This window comes from Candidatus Ruminimicrobiellum ovillum, assembly GCF_002392975.1.
In the GTDB taxonomy this organism is placed as follows: Bacteria; Elusimicrobiota; Endomicrobiia; order Endomicrobiales; family Endomicrobiaceae; genus Ruminimicrobiellum; species Ruminimicrobiellum ovillum.
Window position 1 is genome coordinate 125,045 of sequence record NZ_DGIC01000012.1, and the last position, 20,212, is coordinate 145,256.

The following is a 20,212-nucleotide window of genomic DNA, read 5'->3' on the forward strand; positions in this document are numbered from 1 at the left end:
TTAATTTATCCTCATGATGTAACACAATGCATAATATGGCGGCATATTATTGTGTGCTTCAAATGCAGTTTGTTCATTTATGGTTGTATCTGTATTCCATGTAACATCATTTTCATAATCTTTTCCGGGACTTCCTACCCTATTTTCATCAATTTTGTAACTACCGTTTTCAGAATAATTTTTGATTGATATCTTATGACTGTGAGCAGGAATATTGTTGATGGTTAATGCTACCGATTCTTCTCCACCTGTTGTATCAACGGCATAATTTCTTCCTGCACCTAAAATAAACCTATCCCTTAAATCCGGTGTTCCGTTTGTACCGTCGCACAATACCCAACCTGCAGGTATATCATTTATGGAACCCGACCAAATTATTATTGCTCCTTTAGGGACCATAAAATATTCTGTAGTTCCCACAATTGTTTTTGCACCTGAAGAATCTACAACAAATTTTTTATCGTTACCTACAGTTACCGAAAATTCCGAATCTTCTTTAACGGTTGCGGATTCCGTAGTATTTGAATGTAATGAGTAAGGAACAGATGTAAGTTTTTCTCTCGGTTCCAATTTTTTATTTTCTATTTCGATTTCAAGATAACAATCTCTTTGTCTCCAATCTATTTCGGGATTTAATACAACGGAAAAAATACCGCTTGAAACAACTACCGATTGATTTCCAGATTCCCATTTCGCCGTTCCTCCGGCAGGCTGACTATAAATTTTGAAATTCATTGTTTTTGTTGCATTAACTTCTGTTCTGTATTCTTTAAGTTTGCCGTTATATCTTATTTCGTTGGGAACATCCGCAAAGACAATTTGAGAAGAAAAAATAAGAAACAACAATGCTAAAATTTTTTTTACCATAAAAGCTCCGAATATAAAATTAATATCGATTTAATTTTGTCTTTGGAAAAAATAAGTGAACTTACTTGTATTTGAAAGGAAAAATAAAAACGGCTGTGTTACTTTATGAGCGTTGAAACACATAAAATAAACAGCCGTAGCCCTTTGCCCAAAAGGGCAAAGAACATTCGACAAATATCATTAAGGGGATCAGCCAAAATGATATTTGTCTATGACGACTGTTTTTGGTTTCAACGCTCTTTTGCCTAAGCAAAAGTGTATCCTTTCGGATCCCAAAAACATTCAATATTAAGTTGTAATAACTACTAAATTTTTAAACTAAAAATACTATCCTTTACTAATTAAACATATATTCTTTTTAGATTATATCATATTATAAATTTATTCCATTTCTCTAAAATATTTTATTTTTTTATGCAATTTCGAAGGAATAAGTAATGTTTGATTATATTTATGAAAGTAGTGATGAAGTAATATTGCAGAAATCAAACATGCAAAAAAGTCCGCAAATGTTGTTGCCAAAAATACCCCGTCAAGTCCGAAAAACAAAGGTAAAATCAAAACAAACGGTATTAACAACAAAACCTGTCTCGTTAAACTTAATATGGTGGCTTGAACAGGTTTATTTATTGCTTGAAAATATGTACTTCCGAAAATATGTAAAGATACTATCGGTAACATAAAATTAACAAATCTTAATCCTCTTGCAGCCATATTTATAAGTTCGGTATTTGTGGAATTAAAAATTTTTACTACCGGCACAGCAAAAATTTCGGTTATTAAAAACCCTATTATTAAAACTATACTACTCCACCTTATTGCCATTTTTGTGGTTTGTATTGCATTTGAAAAATGCTTAGCGCCATAGTTGTAACCTATTAGGGGTTGTGTACCTTGAGATATTCCCAAAATAGTAAAAATTATCATTGAATTTACAGACATTACTATTCCTATAGCGGCAAGAGCAATATCTCCTCCGTAATGAATTAATGATTTGTTTAAAATAAAATTCAATAAACTTGAAGATATTTGAAACACAAACTGAGAAATACCTATGGCACACATTGCCAATATAATATCCGTTTTCAAAACAAAATTTTTTATTCTGATTTTATAAGGAGCCTTTTTACTCAAAAAGAAAAGTATTATCCAAACGGCACTGAATACCTGTCCGAAAACACTTGCCCAAGCAACACCTTTCATTCCCCAATGAAAATAATAAACGAACAATATACCTACAATGATGTTAACCAAATTACCGACTATTTGAGTTACAAGTGCCGTTTTAGGATATCCGCTCGATCTTATAAAATGATTCATACCGGCACCGATACCCCAAATAGTAAAACCTATCATGGCAATATCCATATACTCTTTTGCATAAGGTAACACATCGGCACTTGCACCTACAAGAATAAGCGCTTTTTCTAAAAATATATAAAGAAAAACAGATACACCCGCCGACACTAATGTAAGCATAACAAGTGTATTTCCCATAATATTTTCAGCTTTATCAATATCTTTTTTACCTAAATAAATTGAAAAAAGAGCATTACCGCCTACACCCATAAATGCACTGAAAGCCATATACAAAATTACCAAAGGGAACGTAACCGTTATGCCTGCAATACCGAGATGTCCGACATCGTTTCCTATAAGTAATCTTGCAATGATGTTATATAAAGCTCCGGCTATCATACCTGCAACGGCAGGTGCCGAAAACTTAAATAAAAGTTTCGATAGACTTGTAGATAAAAAAGGATTTTTATTTTTCATTTTATACTACTATAACCGATTAAATATTTTCTAAACCTTCCGTTTCCGGCAAGCCGAACATTATGTTCATGTTTTGAACTGCTTGTCCGGATGCACCTTTAGTTAAATTATCTTGAACGGAAATTACTATAAGTTTATTTGTTCTTTCGTCTATACTAATACCTATTTCAAGATAATTTGTTTCGACAACATTCTTAATTGAAGGAAGTTTACCCTCATCCAATACTCTTACGAATTTTCTTCCTTCATAAAACTTCTTATACATCTCTATTATTTCACTAACGGAAACTTTCTTTGCCAAATCCATATAAATACAAGATAACATTCCTCTTTCCATAGGAATAATTTGAGGAGTAAATGTTATTGTTACTTGTTTACCGAACATATTTGATAATTCCTGTTCTATTTCGGGAATGTGTCTGTGTTTACCGCCGACTTTATATGCTCTCGCGGTAGGTGCTTCGGTTTCATAATAGGCTTTTACACCTTTTCTTCCCGAACCGGAAACACCGCTTTTGGAATCTATTATTATTCCTTCGGATTTTACTAAACCGTTTTTTATTGCCGGAGCAGAGCCCAACAAAATAGTTGTAGGATAACAACCCGGATTTGCAATAAGTTTTGCGGATTTTATTTCATCTTTGTATATTTCACTCAAACCGTAAACGGCATCTTTTATATATTCTTTACCGGTATGTTTTACACCGTACCATTTTTCATAAGTTTCAAAATCTTTTATTCTGAAATCTGCAGATAAATCTATAACTTTTTTACCTGCTTTTATTAAGTCGGGAACTACTTCAAAAGCAACCGCATGAGGCAAAGCCAAAAATACGACATCCGTTTCATTTTTTATTTGTTCGATATTTAACGGATAACATTTCAAATTTAAATCGGCATATTTGGGATAAATATCTTTTAAATCTCTAAGTTCCGATGTTGCTCTTCCCGCAAGAACGGTTATCTTTGCTTGTTTATGTTTAGACAATATTCTTAATAATTCTTCTCCGGTATAACCGGTAATACCGATAATTCCAACTCTAATCATTTTATACACTTCCTTTTCATTATTTTTGTTTTTATATCCCGATAATTTTACAAAATTTTAAATTGTTTTTATACAACAAAAAAATCAACGATTGATATTTCTACCAACCGTTGATTTTGAATTTTGTTGAAAACTATGCCGCCGCCAAGATGCTTCTTACTGCCGTTACCGGTATTTCTAATTTTTCTACTGCACTTGCTTTTATTAAATTACCTTCTAACAATGCAAGAATATTTCCGAGATTTTCAATCGTGTTTCCTTCGTCATTAGAAGTTATTTCTTTTATTGCCGTCTTGTTTTCTATTATTGATTTTATAACATCTTTATTTAAACTTGTTTTTATTTCATTAAATAAATCTTCAACTCTTTGGTTTGTATCCGGTCTCATTTTTATCAAAGAATCCAAATTCAGTTTTTCATTTGACATAAGAAGCTGTATAATTATTATTCTTGCATATTCCCTATATTCTTTGTACTCTTTTCCCAAATATTTATTTCTCAATTCGCTGTATTTTTCATGTTGCTTTTCAAGTGTTAAGTTTTCGTAGCTGTTTCTCCATTGTTCTAAAATAGCACTATCTATTACCTGATTTACAAAACCTCTTATCGTTCCGATTGCTTCAAAGGATTTCCATCCTTCCATTTCAGTTTGTATTCTCATTTTTATTACGGACGGCAATTGTGTATACACCTCACTTTTTTTGAATTCGATTAGCAATTCTTCCACAACATCTTTATCTATCACATTTCTCTCTGTTAATATTCGTTTGATTATACCGCCTTCTCTCAAATCTCCCAACAATTTTTCTCTTACATTTTCTATTTCCTTTCCAAACTCTTCACCGAAATTGTAATCACTTACCGCATTGGTTTCTTCGGTTACTCTCTGTTCCGGACTTTTCGGCTTTAACAACTCATTCATTGTTCCAAACATATTTTTAAATATTCCTGCCAATCTTTGTCTGAGTTTTTCCAATTGATCTTCTTTGCCATCTGCACACAATATATTAACAACTTTTCCGCCGGATAACATCTTTTCTATATTACTATTTTCTATCTCGCTGTATCCGATGGCATATTTTCCAACCATATTTGTTGCTTGATCCATAGTTACTATCGGTATTATTCCATTATCATCATATATTCTGTTTGCATCAAGTCCTTTCGCAGTTGCCATATCCACATACATTTGAGTTTCTATGTGTAATGTTCCTTCCGTATTATTTGCCGCTAATTCTTCTAGTTTATTCATCGACTCTTTCACATTTTTCCCTTCTCCATCAAGAATTGCTCCATCTAAATTAAAGTTAGAATTGCTAAAAGTTCCACTTTTTTCAAAAGCATCTTCTATCTCACTAATTTTTCCTCTTAATATAAATCTAAAACCAGCTGTTCTTAATCCGTTAATTTCAGAACCATATTTACTTAATTGTTTTGCATTTATTACTATTGTTGTTGATTGTCCCTTAACACCTTCACACTTTTGTTTAAGACTATTCCCAATATTTTCCGTATCCGACAAATCTAAACTTACTTCTATTTCCGCTCTTTGCATTCCGTCTATAGCTGCATTTGCAATTCTGTTTTGTATATCGGCAACGTTATCGCCGGCCCTTGCAAATGCTATAGCAGAACCGATTTTCACAGAACCCGCTCTTATACCACTTGAAAATGCTTCCATAAAAAGAGATTTTATTTGTTCTTCGGAGATACCTGTCAATCCTTCTTCTGCTTTAGAATAGAAAATTATATTATTACCTTGCTTTTTTACTCTTATCGTTCTACCATCTACGACACCTATTACAGTCCCAAGCATAATGTCACTCTTTTCACTCTCTATTCTATATGTTACTTTCGTTATATCATCAGGGGCTTTAATATCCAAACCTTCCTTTGCCATTATAATCTTTCCTTCAAGTTTTATATTATTTCCAAAAACTTGACCTAATAAACCCATTGCCCATCTTATTATATTTTCAATCGGATGTATTCCTTCTCTTTCAAGTTCAACGATTGATTTAAATTCTCTCTCTTCACCTTGTCCCTGTTGTTTGGCTGCTTGTATTTTTGATTCTATTCCTTCCTCTATTTTTTGTTTTGCACTTTCATCTAATATTGCTTGAATTTCATCTCTTCTTGATTGTTGTATTAGACCTAAATTTCTAAAAATCTGTTCAACTTCATATGTTTTATATCTATTATTTATTAGAAAATCTATTAAGTCATAAACGTCAGAATCCGTATTAAAATTTTTGGCAACATCTTTCATATCGGATAAATCCGTCTTTATACCTTCCGAAACCTGCAATTTTTTTACGGTCTCATTAAATATTCTTATAAAAGTTTCAATATCCGGAGATAGCCATTCTAATTGTTCTTTTAAATGTTTTTGTTTCGCCGCAAAATCATAAATCGGAGATAAATATGCTTGTTTTTCGTCAATAATCAATCGTTTTATTCTATCTCTTTGAAGGAAAGATATTTTATCTTCTTTTTCTATGCTTTCGATTATTTTTTGTATAACAGTATTTAACTCTTCAGGTAAAGAAAGATTAGTAATTTTATATTCTCTTTCCACATCTCTACAAATATCATCAATGATATCGGATATTATTTTAGTCTTTTCTGTCTCTGAAAGTCCTTGTTGAGTTACTTGTTGTTGTTCTTGTCCAAGCTGTTGAGTAGGGTGTTGAGATGTAATATCACCTTGCTCTTCTATATTTTCTTCTTTAGAAATATGAAATTCTGCCGATGCTTTATAAAAATTATTTTTACCTAAATTTTCACCTAAACTTATATCCCCGGCAACATAATCATAATTTTTATTTTCTGTCATTCTCTTCACACCCATATGAAAACCGGAGAGACTCGCAGCAACCGCAAGAGTTTTTAATTGAATATTTTCTTTCCCTTCTGATTTTTTGTTATAAACAGCTAATCTGTTTATTTTTGAACCATCAGCATTAACTTTTATATAAAAAGCTATTGGCTCTTCAAATTTACATTGATTTCCATGTACAAAAGCATTCTTAAGTATTTCAGCGATAAGAAATTCACTACCTTTACCATAAAAAGAAAACAACCCTACTAAACTTTGAATTTGTTTATATTTACTAAGAATTTGCTTATATGTAAGACTATTTTTAAAATTATTATTTCTAAAAAAATGTATTATTATAAGTTCGTTCTTATCTGAAGCTTGTTTTATTTTAGCCTGCAAGGCAGAAGTATTATCAATATAATCATCAAGATAGATATATGTTGAACCTACAGTTCCGGTATCCTTTTCAATGGCTCTTTTTTCAGCGTCAGACAAATCAATATTTTCACCAAATTCAACCGAAGCAGTTTTATCCATATTTTGAAAAGGAATATCCCAGTTATCATTTAACGGATATATTTGTGTGCCTTCATTAAAATTGTTTGTTTTTATAATATACAGAGTTTTGTTATCAGCACTAACGTCAAAATCTATCCCCAAATAATCTTGTACTTTATCCATCTCTGCCATATCAACTATTTCGCCATTCATATAATCTAAAGTGAAATATACATCCGAATTATATCCTATATTTAAAGTAAAAATGTAAGTATTGTCTCCTACATTAACAAGAAATTGTTGTTCCAACTTATCTTTATCTGCATCATAATACTTATCCTTATTTTCAAGATTTAACTCTGCTAAAACGTCACTCGTTTTAGATTTTCTTGAACTAAACAATTTTGAAAAAAATCTTCCAAAAAATCCTTTTTTAATTTCCTCCTGTTCTTGTTGTGATTGTGTTTGTTCACCAAATAATTCCGGTGTTCTTAACATTGCGGAAACCGTATCTGTTGTCTTTTTATCATCGGAAAAATATTTATTATATTCTTCTACACTTTCTACATCTAAGAAATCATAGGCTCCAACAACAAATTCAACATATGGCAAAGCTTCCGGGTGATCTTTTAACCACTTTAATTCATTTCGTGTTCTTGAAGATTCGTTATTTGCAATTCTTGGATCAACTTTGGCTTGTCCTCTTGTTCTAGAATACTCCTTTGTCTCATTCGGTAAAAAGAAATATATTTTTTTGTTGGTTCTTTTACAATATTCTACAAGTTCAGGCATATACTTATCTGAAGTTACACCGACAAGTCCCCATTCGGGCTTTCTATCCGCAAAATATCGTAAAGCAATTTGCCAATCAGCTATATTCGTAGTACGGCAAATAGCAGAAATAAGTTTTACAAATATTCCTTCATTATTTTCATCCTTCATCAGTTCATGAGATAATAAACCTAATGCTATACCATCACTGTCATCAAGCTCTTTAGCTGAGCCTACAAAACCTTTTTCTCTAAAGAAATCAGATATAGTTATAATTCTGCTTTTTTGTTCTATTAATTGTCCAAAACCAGGTTGAATTTCTTCCAATTTAGCATTTCTTATTGCCTGTTCTCTGTCTATATCATTAATCATGTTCTCCAATTCGGAAGGATCTATACCGTTATAAACACCTATATCATAAAAATAATGGAATGTATTTGCAGTTAACGCTGTAGCTACCAATGTAGTTATTATGGCAGGAATCGCAATTGTTGCTGTTATCGGATTGATTAAATTTATTATTGCTGACAAAACACCAAAAACCATCCCTATCCCTATTGATAAAGATCTAATTCTCCAAACAACTGCTCTGGCTCCGCTATCTTGAGAAGCATAACGAAAGTTATGTGCCGCAACAAATTTCGGCATCCAAAAAGCAAAAGTCTCAAGATTTACACCAATAGCCTTACCAAATCTTGTATTTTTAAAATTTTCTCCTGCTTTGTCTTTATATAAAGTTTTTATTATTTTTGTATTACCGATTCTATCTAAAATTGCTTTAGTTTTAGCAAGAAGGAGTTCCATATATATCATATTCCCCTTCTTTGCTAACCATCTTTGTACAAGAACAGTACGTTCATGTTCTTCGTATATATCAAGATATTCTGTTATCTCCATATCTTTCGTACCATAAGTAATTTCATCAGAAGAAAGGCCTAATATTTCAAAAACATTTTGTCTCAAATCATCAAACAAATTTTCCATTTCTTCATTCGTTACGGCAAAAACGGTATAATTCGCGGATGCTCTTTCCGCATTATGAAAATCAGCTAAGGTTAAGCCTTTTTCTTTTCGTCCTTCCAGTTCAAACTTGTGTGCTAAAATATATTCTATTAAAGATACTTCTTTATTACTTAAAGTTACATTTGACTTTCCACTAACAAAATAAGACGGATCAATTGAAACCGGAGAATTCTTCATATCTATAAACTTTCCTTTCAGACTTTCATAACCGGCATCAGTTACTATATTTGGGAAAGATAGCGGAAGATTTTCCTCTTCTAATCGTTTTTTTAATTGTTCTATTATATTTATTGAAGAAAAATATGACCAACATGTTGCCAAATCCAATGTTATTTCACTTAAATCCGCACCTTTTCTCCTTGCATCCACTAAAGCTTCAACTATATCTTCTACCTTTAAATTGTGTTCACCTGTAGATAAATGTGTTGGTTGGCCATGCCCGGAATACATTGCATACATATTTTTTAATCCGTATCTGGCTTTATTTTCAGGATAAAATCTAATAGTATCCAACCATCCATATATGGTAACTTTATCATCAGAATAATCTCCCGTACATTTAAAATAATCTCTTTTAGGATTAATTCCTAACAATTTAAAAATTGATTCCCAACCTTCATTAGTACATTCTTCTTCCATACCTAAAAGACAATAAAAGCCTGTTTCATTCGTTACGGTATTTCGTGATTGTAGTTGTTCTACTCCTTTATAATATATATCCATCAACAATGGGAGTATTTTATCTATTTGTTGTTCCGTTAAATCAGCAGCCTTATCACCTATTGTGTAATAAAGCAATCTTCCAATCTTCATTGCATCTTCATAATCCGTCATTCTGGTTTTTGTTCGTTTATTTCCTTGAAAATATTTACTCAGCAATATTTTAAAAGTTAAACAATTTGCCTCTGTAGATATATCATCAATTCTTTTCTCGGAAAGTTCCTTTGCTAACGGCAATAAAATCTTATTAAGATTTTCGTCTGAAACATTCAAGTCTCTTGCAATATGTACAAAAGAGCCTATTATCGCCGATTTATTAACCCTATTACTACTAAGAGGTGCTCGTTGGAAAATATCGTATAACTCTTCCCATCTTGTTCTATCCGGTGTTCTATCCGTCTGCTTTGCTTCTATCTTAGAACTTTTTTTAGCTTTAACTCTTGTTTTCTTACCATCTTTTGTTGCTTCAAATTGTATTTCCTCCTGAGAACCGTCCTCATAAACATTCTCTATTTTCACATATTCTTGTATGGTTAAATTTCCATCCTCATCTATTACCGCAAAAACACCTCTTTTATCACTTTCAGTATCAAATATCTCAATCATAACCAGATTTTTGCCATCTTCCGATTTTACATTTGAAATAACATCTCCATAGTATAAATCATTAAAAGACACATCAGATCTGAATTTTTTAAAAAACTCTGTTACTCTATCCTGCTCTTCTAAAATTTTGCTAAATCCAAAAACTCTTATTCCTTGATCGAACGGCATAACATATAAATTTCCATCAACATAAAAAGAAAAGCTACTATCTGTCTGTTCCAACATTAAATATCCATTTCTTGTTGCTTCATATTCGTCTTGTAAACGGCTCATCTCTTTTCTTTCTACTTTATCTCTGTTTATATGGTGTGTCCACTCATGAACAATCGTTGATAATACTTGTCTGTCAAGATTAAATGTTCCATCTTTATTATAATTAACGGGAATTATTATAAAATCTTTTCTCTGTCCATTAATTTCAACTGTATGAGCACAAGCACTTCCTAAGAAATATTCATCATTAGAATCCGTCTTCATAAAAATTACTTCAGGAACATTATCATAATCACTGGGCAAATTTAAAAAAGATAGTGCTTTACCAATGTCACTTCTAAGAAAATCTCTAACTTCTTTAGAACTTGAAGTGGTAAGAGATGTTTCCAAATAACCTTTTGACTCCGGTGCAAACATTGTATTATTTCTTTTAAAACTGTTATAAAGTTGTTCAAAAGCCTCATGGGAAGATAAAATTTGTTCCATATTTGGAGTTGAATATTGTATTTCTGTTGAAGCTTGTTCCTCTTGAGTTATAGCTTCTTGTGTTACTGTGGATTCTGATTTTGCCGATTGAAAATAACCGGGAATAATGGTGGATAAAAATAATGCCCCGGTTACAAGTATGCCTGCAATTATAGCCTTTATTCTTCCTTTTTTTCCTTTTTGTTCTTGTTGTTCTTGTGTAGTTGTTCCCTTTTGTTCTTTAGGTTGTTCTACACTTACTTGTTCTTGAGACACTTGTTGTTCAGCGACCTCCGCTTTTTCGGCAGATCGTATATTTTGTGCATCTTGCAGTCTTTTTATTTCTTCTTCATGTTGTTTATAAAATTCCGGATTTTTATTTTGAGGATATATTCTCATAAATTCAGCTATTGACATTGCATAAGGTTTACCTGTTCCTTTAACAACAATATAGTAAGGTAATATGGTATCTCTACCCTCATCCGTCTCGATTATACTCATCGGTTCTGCAAAAGAAACCTCTACTTCTACTTCTCGTTTTGTAGCATCAAATATTTGTCCTACTGTTTTGTCTTTACTTACATGAGGCCTATAAATTCTTTCGAACTTTTCCCTTCCCATAAAACTAACAGAACCTTTTTCACTTACAACAAACATCGGATTTACAGAAACATTCGTTCTGGCAGAAAGAGTTGAATTATCCGGATCAGCATCATATATTCTTGCTGTAACATGCCTGCCTTTATCATATTCGGATTTTAAAACATAATATCTGTAACCATCTTCATCATATTTTGCTTCTGCTTCTTCAACACCTTCTAAGTACCCGTGAGATTTTGCATATTCTAAATCAAATGCTTGCACTTCAACTTCCGCACTTTTTACAGAGCCACCCCATTCCAAATCATCTGCAGTTAATGCAGGTTTTATAAAATTTTCAATTATCTCAAATATCTTTTCAGCTAATTTTTTCCCTTTTTCTTTCAATTGTTCTTTAACTTTCTTTTCACCGGCAGACATATCTATATCTGCATCATCCAAGTCCATAACATGAATTTTTAATTTTCCTAAATCATCTCTATTCTTTACCCCTTTTTTAAATAAAATTTCTATAAACTTCTTAATTTTTGAAGATAATTCATTAGCTCTTAATAAATCATAAAGTTCTTTTTCCTTTGGATTTAAAACGGTTATTTTATCATCATCAAAATCAACTTTGTCATCGGTAATACCTTTAATAATCCCTTTTTCTATCAAATCAACTAAGAACAAAAGATATTCGACGGAATTGTTTATTGCTCTTGTTTCCGTTATTGCAGGAGATTGTGCAGCCAATAATCTGCTGTTTATTAAAAATATCTCATTCCCTTCCTCATATGCATTTATTAAATCGTTTTCTATAGATACTGCTCTTCCTCCTATAATAATTGCAAAATTAGGAACATTCTTCGTTTGGGCCACAGCTTTAGAATAAATATCTCCGTTTTCCGCAACAAATTTAAATGCATTTAAAAACTCTCTTAAATTTGTCCCGTTTTTCATTAAATCTGCTTTGTCCATATTTACAAGAAAATCTTCTATTTTTTTAAAGTTTCCCGCACCGGGAAATTTTTCAGGCTCTACATATCCCAAATAACTTTTAGCCGTAATATATACCATTAAAGCATCATACATTTGAGACAAGACCGTTGAAGCCGCATCTATACTGCCTTGACTTGCTGTCGGACTTGATAAAATACCAAATCGTTCTTTCCCGAGTTCTTTTGATATTTTTTCCATTAAAGGTGCCAACACCGACATTGTTATTTCTTCATAATTTCCTTGAGGTGCGGAATATCCTATAAGAGTGAAAAACATTTCAACTTTTGCAAAGGATTCTTCTATTTCTCTTCTTACTTGATCTGGAGATGTTATTTCTTTTATATTCCATAATTGTTTCGTTAATTCCAAATAATGTTGCAAATATTCTTGACCGTACTTTTCTAATTTGTCATAGTCATATTTAGATAATTCTTCTAAAATTCTTTTATGTTTGTCGTCTCTACTCATTAATAGTTTTTTATGTGGCTCGGACAACTTAGGTAATGTCCTAATTTGGTCAATTAACCTTTGTTTTTGTAAATATCCTTCTTGAGATCTGAATTTATCTGTTGTTTTCAGGAATGTTCTTCTGATTTTTGTTATCGCTTTTCGTACTGTTCTGCCGGTTTTACCTGAATTCATATCTCTTTCGGCATTTTTTAATACATTTTTTATGGCAGCAGCTCTATCATTTATAGAAATATCCGTTAAAATTTCCTTTAATTCATCCAAATCAACAAATTTTGCCAAATCAACACCGACTTTTTCACCGCTTATTTTATTTAAGAACTCTACAAAATTATCATCATCAGACTCCAAGAATTTGCTTTCTTCAATCGCCTTTTTCAGATTTTTCATCTGTTCGGCAATTGCCTTGGCTGTTTCTTCTTGATCTTTATCTAAAGTTATTGTATCAATTTGAGCTACACTATTCGGGAAAAGTTCTTTCGCTATATCAACACCGAAAGCACTTACGGCTGCTCGTACTCTAATATTTTCGGGATATGCCGAAAACGGTAATGTTGCCAATGTTTGAAAAGAGATTTTGCTTTGTTCTTTTGCTATTTCGTAATACGTTTCTTCGGCAAGTTTTACTCCATCGGTAACATTAGGTGTTATAACTATATAACTTACTCCGTGATTTTTTAATATTTCCGTTACTGTTTGAGAGTGAAAACCTCCGGTTATTACAACATCTACTTCTTTTACACCTTTCATATTGTCTATTATTTTATTTACATCACCCTTTGCTTCAACTTCATTTTCGATTCTACCCAACACACTTTCTTCCGTAAACATATTGTCGGTAAAGTATATGTTTCTGTCGGTATTTATTTTGTAGAATTTATCGGCTTCCGCTATATATTCATCTAACAAACTCAATACCTTGTTATCTACATATTTGTTCCACAATTGTCTGAATGTATCAATATTTTCTTTATAATATTCATAATCATCCGATGTTATTTTGCTGCTTACATAATCTTTCAAATATTTTTCAAAATTTGTAAGAAAAACGACTTCTCTTTGTGCTTTTGTTTCGGAAAATCTTGTATTTATTTCTTCCGTTAATTTTTTTTCTTCAACTATCAACTCCAAAGGATTTATTTTTTGACTGAACTCTATATAACCGAAATAGTTATCCAAATTAGGGAAATTTACCGTTAAATCCAATCCCAATTCTCTGCTTATTCTTACTATATATCCGTATAATTTATCTATTTTTGAAAAATTTTCGGTATTATCTACCAACATTTGATATGCGGAATTTGCCAAATTTTCTCTCAGTAATAAAATCAAATTTTGAAGTTCATTTGTTATTTTTGAATAATCCAAAGTTTTCTGCATTTCCAAAAGAGTCATATAAGTAAAGGTGTTTTCATATTTGCTTAAATCTATTCCTAATTTATCAGTGTGTTTTAACAGCAAAACATAATATTTTTGGGGAGATATTGTTCCTTCTCTGTATTTCTTTGAAAGTTCTTCTAACTTATATTGTCTTTTTGTGTAATATTGTTTCTTTACTTTTAATAAAGATTCGTTCATTGCATTCAATATCAAATTTATCTTTTCTTGATTATCTACTATCTCACCGAATCTTTTTAAGTTTTCCAAATACGGACCTTTTTCTTCCAATCCTGTTATTATTTCCGTTTTCCCGCTTACAACACTGTAATATTCCGCACCCGTCAATCTTCCCGTATCCAACATTTTTTCCAAAATTTCATTCTTCTTAGCAGGCTCTATTCTGTCGCTTAACCATTTCGTACTTAATTGTTCATAAACACCTTCCAAATAAACATTTTTTACGCCAAAACTTTTATCGAAAATTTCTATTATGTTACTGATATTCTTTTGAACTTTCGGATGGCAATGCAAATCTTGTATATTTATTATTACTCGGTCTGTTCCCGCATAATGTGCACTTGTTATTTGTCCATAATTATAAGGCAACATGAAATCTTTAAATATTTGTTTATATTTTACGGTAGCCTCTTCGTTTGTCATGGCGTTAGTCGCAGTAGGTCCTATAACAAAAGAAATCAATAAACAAAGTGCCGTTATAACACTTATGAATTTTTTAGTTTTTATAAAAATTTTCATATTGCCTCCAATAAAAAAAGCTTGTATTGTTTTTACACAATACAAGCCCCTTCTATATACATTTTATTATAATCAACTGATATAGATCTCGGTAAAACATTAAATAATATTTTTATTAATAGTAACAGAAAGACACTTAACAACCAAAACGGTATTTTCAACGGATATTCTATTTCTTTACTCAAATAATTTATTAAGAAAAGAACACCATTATTGACATTATTAAAACTAAAACCGAAATTTAACGATGTCTTATATACTATCGAAGGTACCAAAAATTCGGTTATTTTGTTGAAATCTTTTTTGTCGGTATCTTTCTTGCTTTTCTGTTTATTACCGTTCATTTTTTTTGAAAGCATATTGGCTACTATATCATCTGAAAAACTTTTCGCAGCAAAAAAATGTTCAACTATGCCCGACTTAATAACATTAGAAGACTTGATGTTTGTTATAGTCAAAGACATAAAATTAAACATCAAAAAAAGCATAACAAAAAGTGATAATGCTTTATTTTTTAAAGACACTTTCATATGATAATTATAATCTATATATATTGATTTTTCAACAAAAACGTGTAAAAAAGATGTAAAATATCAATCTTTAGAAATATCTTCAGATAGAGATATTTGTATAGGTTCTACTAAAACTATAAATTCACCCAAAATATCTCTGCCGGACATATTTCCTATAACTTCTTTTATTGTTCCCCTGATAAACTCTTCAAATTTCTTTGTAAGTTCTCTTGCTAAAACAATTTTAGTTTGTTCACCGAAAACATCTTTACAAACTTCCAAAGTTTTTAAAATTCTGTGCGGAGATTCATAAAAAACAATTGTCTTTTGAATAGATTTCGCCTGTTCCAATTCTTTCTTCATTTTTCCCGTTTTTTTCTTTAAAAAACCAAGAAAAACAAATGAGTCGGTAGTAAGTCCGGAACCTACCAAAGCCGTTATCAAAGCACATGCCCCCGGTAACGGCACAACATTTATATTTTTGTCTATTGCTTCTTTTATAAGATAATATCCCGGATCGGAAATTGCCGGCGTTCCGCAATCCGAAACCAAAGCGATACTTTTACCGCTTTCAAGCATAGAAATTATTTGAGGTATTCTTTTTAATTGATTTTGTGTATAAAAACTGATTAATGGTTTTGATATTTTCAAATGAGATAACAATTTAATTGTTTGTCTTGTATCTTCACAAACCACGGTATCAACTTCCTGCAATATTCTTATTGCTCTTAAAGTTATATCTTCCAAATTTCCTATAGGTGTTGGTACAACAAACAACATGGCATTACTCATATTAATCTATAAGTTTTTCTTCCTTTAAAATATTAATAAATATATCAACTATTTTGGGATCAAACTGCGTACCTGCACCTTCTTTTAGTTCTTTAACTGCGGTTTTTATAGGTAACGCTTTTCTATATGGACGATCAGAAGTCATTGCATCGTAAGCATCTATTACGGCAACTATTCTTGCACCCAACGGAATTTCTTCTTTTGCAAGACCTTCTGGATAACCCGAACCGTCATACCATTCCTGATGATACAACACCATAGGAGCAACGGGAGACAAAAATTTAACGGGAGCCAAAATTTTATTTCCTATTGTCGGATGAGTTCTTAACATCTTCATTTCTTTTTCGGTCAATTTTTCTTTTTTTAATAGTATGTTATCTGCAATTCCTATTTTGCCGATATCGTGCATAAGTGCTGCATACTCTATATTTCTAACAATAGTATAAGGCAAATTCATTTTAACAGCTATTGCTTTGGCATATTTTCTTGCTCTATCTGCATGATCATAAGTATATGCGTCTTTTGCATCTATAGCTCTTGCTAAAGTTTGAACCATCTCAAAATAAAAAGATTGCAAATTGTTGAATAATTCTATATTATCCAATCTCATTGCAGCCTGGTCAGCTAAAATAGTAATTAATTTTAAATCTCTATCATTAAACTGTTTTTTGTTCTTTGGTGAGTTTATATTTAATACCCCGATTACTCTGCTTTTTACTTTTAACGGAACGGAAATAAAAGATTTTGAAGAATATCTATCATTATCATTAGGTCTTAAAAATCTGACATCGGTTTCAATATTTTCAACAAAAATATATTTACCTGTACTTGCGACTCTTCCCGCAATGCCTTCCCCTATTTTCATTTTTGTTTCTTTTTTTATTTTTTCGGACAAACCTTTTGAAGATATAATATACAATTCATTGTCTGAATTTATAAGCATCAAAGATGCCAAATCGGAATGAATTATGGAACAAGCGGTATCCACAACGGTTTGCGACACTTCTTCTTTTGACAATAAACCGGTTGCCGTAACACCGAATTCATGAATACTTGCCAACATCATTATCAAGTTATCTATATCGATTGTGTGAAGTTGCAATTTTTCTTCTGTAGAATTTATTTGATATCTTAATTTAGCAACTCTATATTGTAATTTTCTGTTTTGTAAAAACATATAAATTAACAATATTATAGCAATACTAAATGCGATAGTTATTAAAATATTTGTTGTCGTTAATAACATTTTGTTTAATTTTTTATATATACTTTGTAATCAATTTCGGAAAAGATATTATTTATATATTCTAAGTTAGAAAGGAAACTTTCGTCAATAGAATTATTTTTTATTTGATTATATAATGTGGTAAAATTATATATATGTTCCTTTGTTCTCTTTTCCGCATATTCAACCATTGTTCCCGTAGTCATAATAAAAGCCCAATCGGAAGACTGCGCCAATAACAATTCTCTTGCAGCTTGATTCAATGCTCTCAATTTTATTCCGTCAGCATTTTGATTTGTTGTCGCAATTTCTACCATTCTGTCTGCTGCCATATTTAAATGTTTATATATCCAGTCATTTTTAGGATTTAACCATACTTTATAATATCCTTCATCCCCCCATGATGACGGTGACGGTTGACAAACTTGATTTACGGGAAATTTATCTAAATATTGAACTGGAGTCATAGGTTTAAAAGAAGCATTTTTTTCCTGCATGGTTCTAAATATATAATTTATAAAATTAGGACCTTCAAACCACCAATGACCGAAAAGTTCCGCATCATACATAGACACAACCAACGGTTCTTTTTGCATAATACCCTGTAAATGTTCTATTTGTTTTGTTCTGTTAAACACAAAATTTTCGGCATGCATTTTGGCTTTATTGTTTGCCCATTCCGGATTATACGGTTGTTTTTCGTTCAGAGGTACTTTACCTGTAATTCTGCAATATTTTACACCTATATTTCTTCTTACTCCATCGGAATGCAAATAAGGCCTTATATAATCATAATCCAAATCATAAGCTAAATCTCTGTAAAATTCTCTATAGTCAACATCTCCCGGATAACCGCATTCCGCACTCCAAACCTGATGTGCCGTTTCCATATCTCTGCTAAAAGCCGCAACTCCGTTTTTACAATATATCGGTGCAAAAACTCCGTATTTCGGTCTTGGCACGGCATACAATATTCCGTGAGATTCCATAAAGAAAAATCTTATTTGTGCTTCTTTTAAAAATTTTTCTATGCCGTAAGTATATGCACATTCGGCAAGCCATATACCGTTAGGTTTTCTGCCGAAATGTTTTTGATAATCTTTAACGGCAACCTGGATTTGCGCTCTTTGAGCGGTTTCGTTTGTCATTAAAGGCAAAAATCCGTGGGTGGCACAACAAGTAATAATTTCAAGTTTGCCTGCATCTTGAAGATTTTTAAACCCTGTTAGAATGTTACCGTGATATTTTTCCCAAATTGTTCGGCAAGTTTTAAAATTTCGTTCATACATCAAAGCAACGGAATGATATTCCGGTAAATTTATTGTTCTTAAAACTTCTTTTTCCGATAATTCTATAAGCTTGTTTAATTTTGCATAGTATCTTGATTGCAATAAAGGGTCTGCCAACATATTTGCAAGAGACGGAGTAATCGTCATAGTCACTGCGAAGTTGATATTGTCTCTTACAAAATTTTCGAAAACAGATAAAAGAGGAATGTAGGTTTCCGTTATAGCTTCATATAACCAATCCTCTTCCAAAAAATCTGGATAGTTTGGATGACGAACGAAAGGCAAATGAGCATGTAATTGGAGACACCAATAACCTTTATTATTCATTAATATTCCGAACTGCTAAAATTTTTACTTAGTATCTTTTTTCACTTCAAATGTAATGTTCTTTTTCATCGTTCCGTCACTTGATACAGCTTCTATCGTATATTTATCTTCACCGTTCGGCAAATAAAATCTTACGGAAAAAGAACCGTCTGCTGCCAATCTTATCGGCTGACCTTTTAACGTCAAAGTTGCATCGGGTTCCGTTGCACCATTGATAATAATTTCTGTATCTGCTCTTAACCAAAAACTTTTTTCTTTGCTTACCGCATTACCGCTGTTTTCAGGTGTATAAGACGGATGTGTTTTAAACGAACTTGAACTGCTGCTGATATGAGAATGAGAACTCGGAAGAGAAATAGAAACTATTTCTTCCCATCTTTCTCTCATAAGTTTTGCTATATCAAAGGAACTCATTCCAACCTGATTTACTCCGGAAATCTTCAATAATTTTTCAAATTCAATCTGTAATAATGCCCATTGTTCATCGGTTATGTTTGATACTCCGTATCTCGGCATACTAACCTTATTAGACCTTGCCACGGAAATAAACTTACCGTCCTTTGTCAAAAAACCTAAATCCGCACACCAACATCTGTTAAATTCACCGACATTTATATACCAACTGTCGGATTGCGGAGTAACAAAAACATCAAAATATCTGTTGGCATTGTTTCCGTCGAAACTTATATCTGTGGTATCATAAACTCTTATAACCAATTTTGCATCCGCAAAAACGGATTCTCCGTATTGTTGTTTTAATTTATTCAAATAATCACCCGAAACGGACCAATATGCGAAAATACAAATTGGATCTCTCGGCAAAATTGTAATCTTTGTGTCTCCATAATCTAGTGGCAATCCGGTTTTATTGACGGTCTTTTCTTGACCGCCGATTTTTGAACTTAAATTTTCGGACATAATTACACCTTCTTTTAGATTTTATAATATATTTCATATATTCTATAAATAATACATAAAATAGTCAATAACTTTTAACTGTTTTTCCTTCAATTATAAATTATAAATTGTAAATTATGAACTGACATTTTGCGGTATTGAAAAAAAAATAATAAT

Annotated in this window: 9 protein-coding genes; all 9 read right to left on the reverse strand. The window is 31.7% G+C overall.

The genetic code is table 11. The annotated features are described in order from the left end of the window. The 9 genes from B2Y85_RS07210 to B2Y85_RS07250 all read right to left on the reverse strand — a co-directional run bounded on the left by B2Y85_RS07210 (nt 1) and on the right by B2Y85_RS07250 (nt 20,056). Nucleotides 1-867 carry a phage baseplate protein gene (locus B2Y85_RS07210; RefSeq protein WP_372519809.1) on the reverse strand — a complete coding sequence of 289 codons (867 nt, stop codon included), beginning with the start codon at nt 865-867 and terminating at the stop codon, nt 1-3. A 381-nt stretch (nt 868-1,248) separates the two neighbouring features. Then, nucleotides 1,249-2,643: an MATE family efflux transporter gene (locus B2Y85_RS07215; protein WP_372519810.1), complete on the reverse strand. Its 1,395-nt coding sequence runs from the start codon at nt 2,641-2,643 to the stop codon at nt 1,249-1,251. Between the two features lie 19 nt (nt 2,644-2,662). After that, the gene (gene argC / locus B2Y85_RS07220) at nt 2,663-3,691 is read right to left on the reverse strand and encodes an N-acetyl-gamma-glutamyl-phosphate reductase (RefSeq protein ID WP_372519811.1); all 1,029 of its coding nucleotides are present in this window, start codon (nt 3,689-3,691) and stop codon (nt 2,663-2,665) included. A gap of 133 nt (nt 3,692-3,824) precedes the next feature. After that, on the reverse strand, nt 3,825-14,993 hold the full coding sequence (locus B2Y85_RS07225; RefSeq protein WP_372519812.1) for a hypothetical protein: 11,169 nt from the start codon (nt 14,991-14,993) through the stop codon (nt 3,825-3,827). Between the two features lie 32 nt (nt 14,994-15,025). Then, the gene (locus B2Y85_RS07230; protein ID WP_372519813.1) at nt 15,026-15,457 is read right to left on the reverse strand and encodes a hypothetical protein; all 432 of its coding nucleotides are present in this window, start codon (nt 15,455-15,457) and stop codon (nt 15,026-15,028) included. Nucleotides 15,458-15,586: 129 nt separating this feature from the next. Then, on the reverse strand, nt 15,587-16,297 hold the full coding sequence (rsmI, locus tag B2Y85_RS07235; RefSeq protein ID WP_372519814.1) for a 16S rRNA (cytidine(1402)-2'-O)-methyltransferase: 711 nt from the start codon (nt 16,295-16,297) through the stop codon (nt 15,587-15,589). Nucleotide 16,298: 1 nt separating this feature from the next. Beyond that, a complete protein-coding gene (locus tag B2Y85_RS07240; RefSeq protein ID WP_372519815.1) occupies nt 16,299-17,543 on the reverse strand; it encodes an HD domain-containing phosphohydrolase in 1,245 nt (414 codons plus the stop codon). 5 nt (nt 17,544-17,548) lie between these two features. Further along, a complete protein-coding gene (locus B2Y85_RS07245; protein WP_372519816.1) occupies nt 17,549-19,138 on the reverse strand; it encodes a glycoside hydrolase family 57 protein in 1,590 nt (529 codons plus the stop codon). A gap of 24 nt (nt 19,139-19,162) precedes the next feature. Beyond that, the gene (locus B2Y85_RS07250) at nt 19,163-20,056 is read right to left on the reverse strand and encodes a DUF4912 domain-containing protein (protein ID WP_372519817.1); all 894 of its coding nucleotides are present in this window, start codon (nt 20,054-20,056) and stop codon (nt 19,163-19,165) included. Nucleotides 20,057-20,212 lie beyond the last annotated feature (156 nt).

Excerpts from the sequence above, each read along its gene's own strand:
- rsmI (WP_372519814.1), bottom strand. The coding sequence starts at position 16,297 with ATGAGTAATGCCATGTTGTTTGTTGTACCAACACCTATAGGAAATTTG.
- B2Y85_RS07240 (WP_372519815.1), bottom strand. The coding sequence starts at position 17,543 with ATGTTATTAACGACAACAAATATTTTAATAACTATCGCATTTAGTATT.
- B2Y85_RS07250 (WP_372519817.1), bottom strand. The coding sequence starts at position 20,056 with ATGTCCGAAAATTTAAGTTCAAAAATCGGCGGTCAAGAAAAGACCGTC.
- B2Y85_RS07230 (WP_372519813.1), bottom strand. The coding sequence starts at position 15,457 with ATGTCTTTGACTATAACAAACATCAAGTCTTCTAATGTTATTAAGTCG.
- argC (WP_372519811.1), bottom strand. The coding sequence starts at position 3,691 with ATGATTAGAGTTGGAATTATCGGTATTACCGGTTATACCGGAGAAGAA.
- B2Y85_RS07225 (WP_372519812.1), bottom strand. The coding sequence starts at position 14,993 with ATGAAAATTTTTATAAAAACTAAAAAATTCATAAGTGTTATAACGGCA.
- B2Y85_RS07245 (WP_372519816.1), bottom strand. The coding sequence starts at position 19,138 with ATGAATAATAAAGGTTATTGGTGTCTCCAATTACATGCTCATTTGCCT.
- B2Y85_RS07215 (WP_372519810.1), bottom strand. The coding sequence starts at position 2,643 with ATGAAAAATAAAAATCCTTTTTTATCTACAAGTCTATCGAAACTTTTA.
- B2Y85_RS07210 (WP_372519809.1), bottom strand. The coding sequence starts at position 867 with ATGGTAAAAAAAATTTTAGCATTGTTGTTTCTTATTTTTTCTTCTCAA.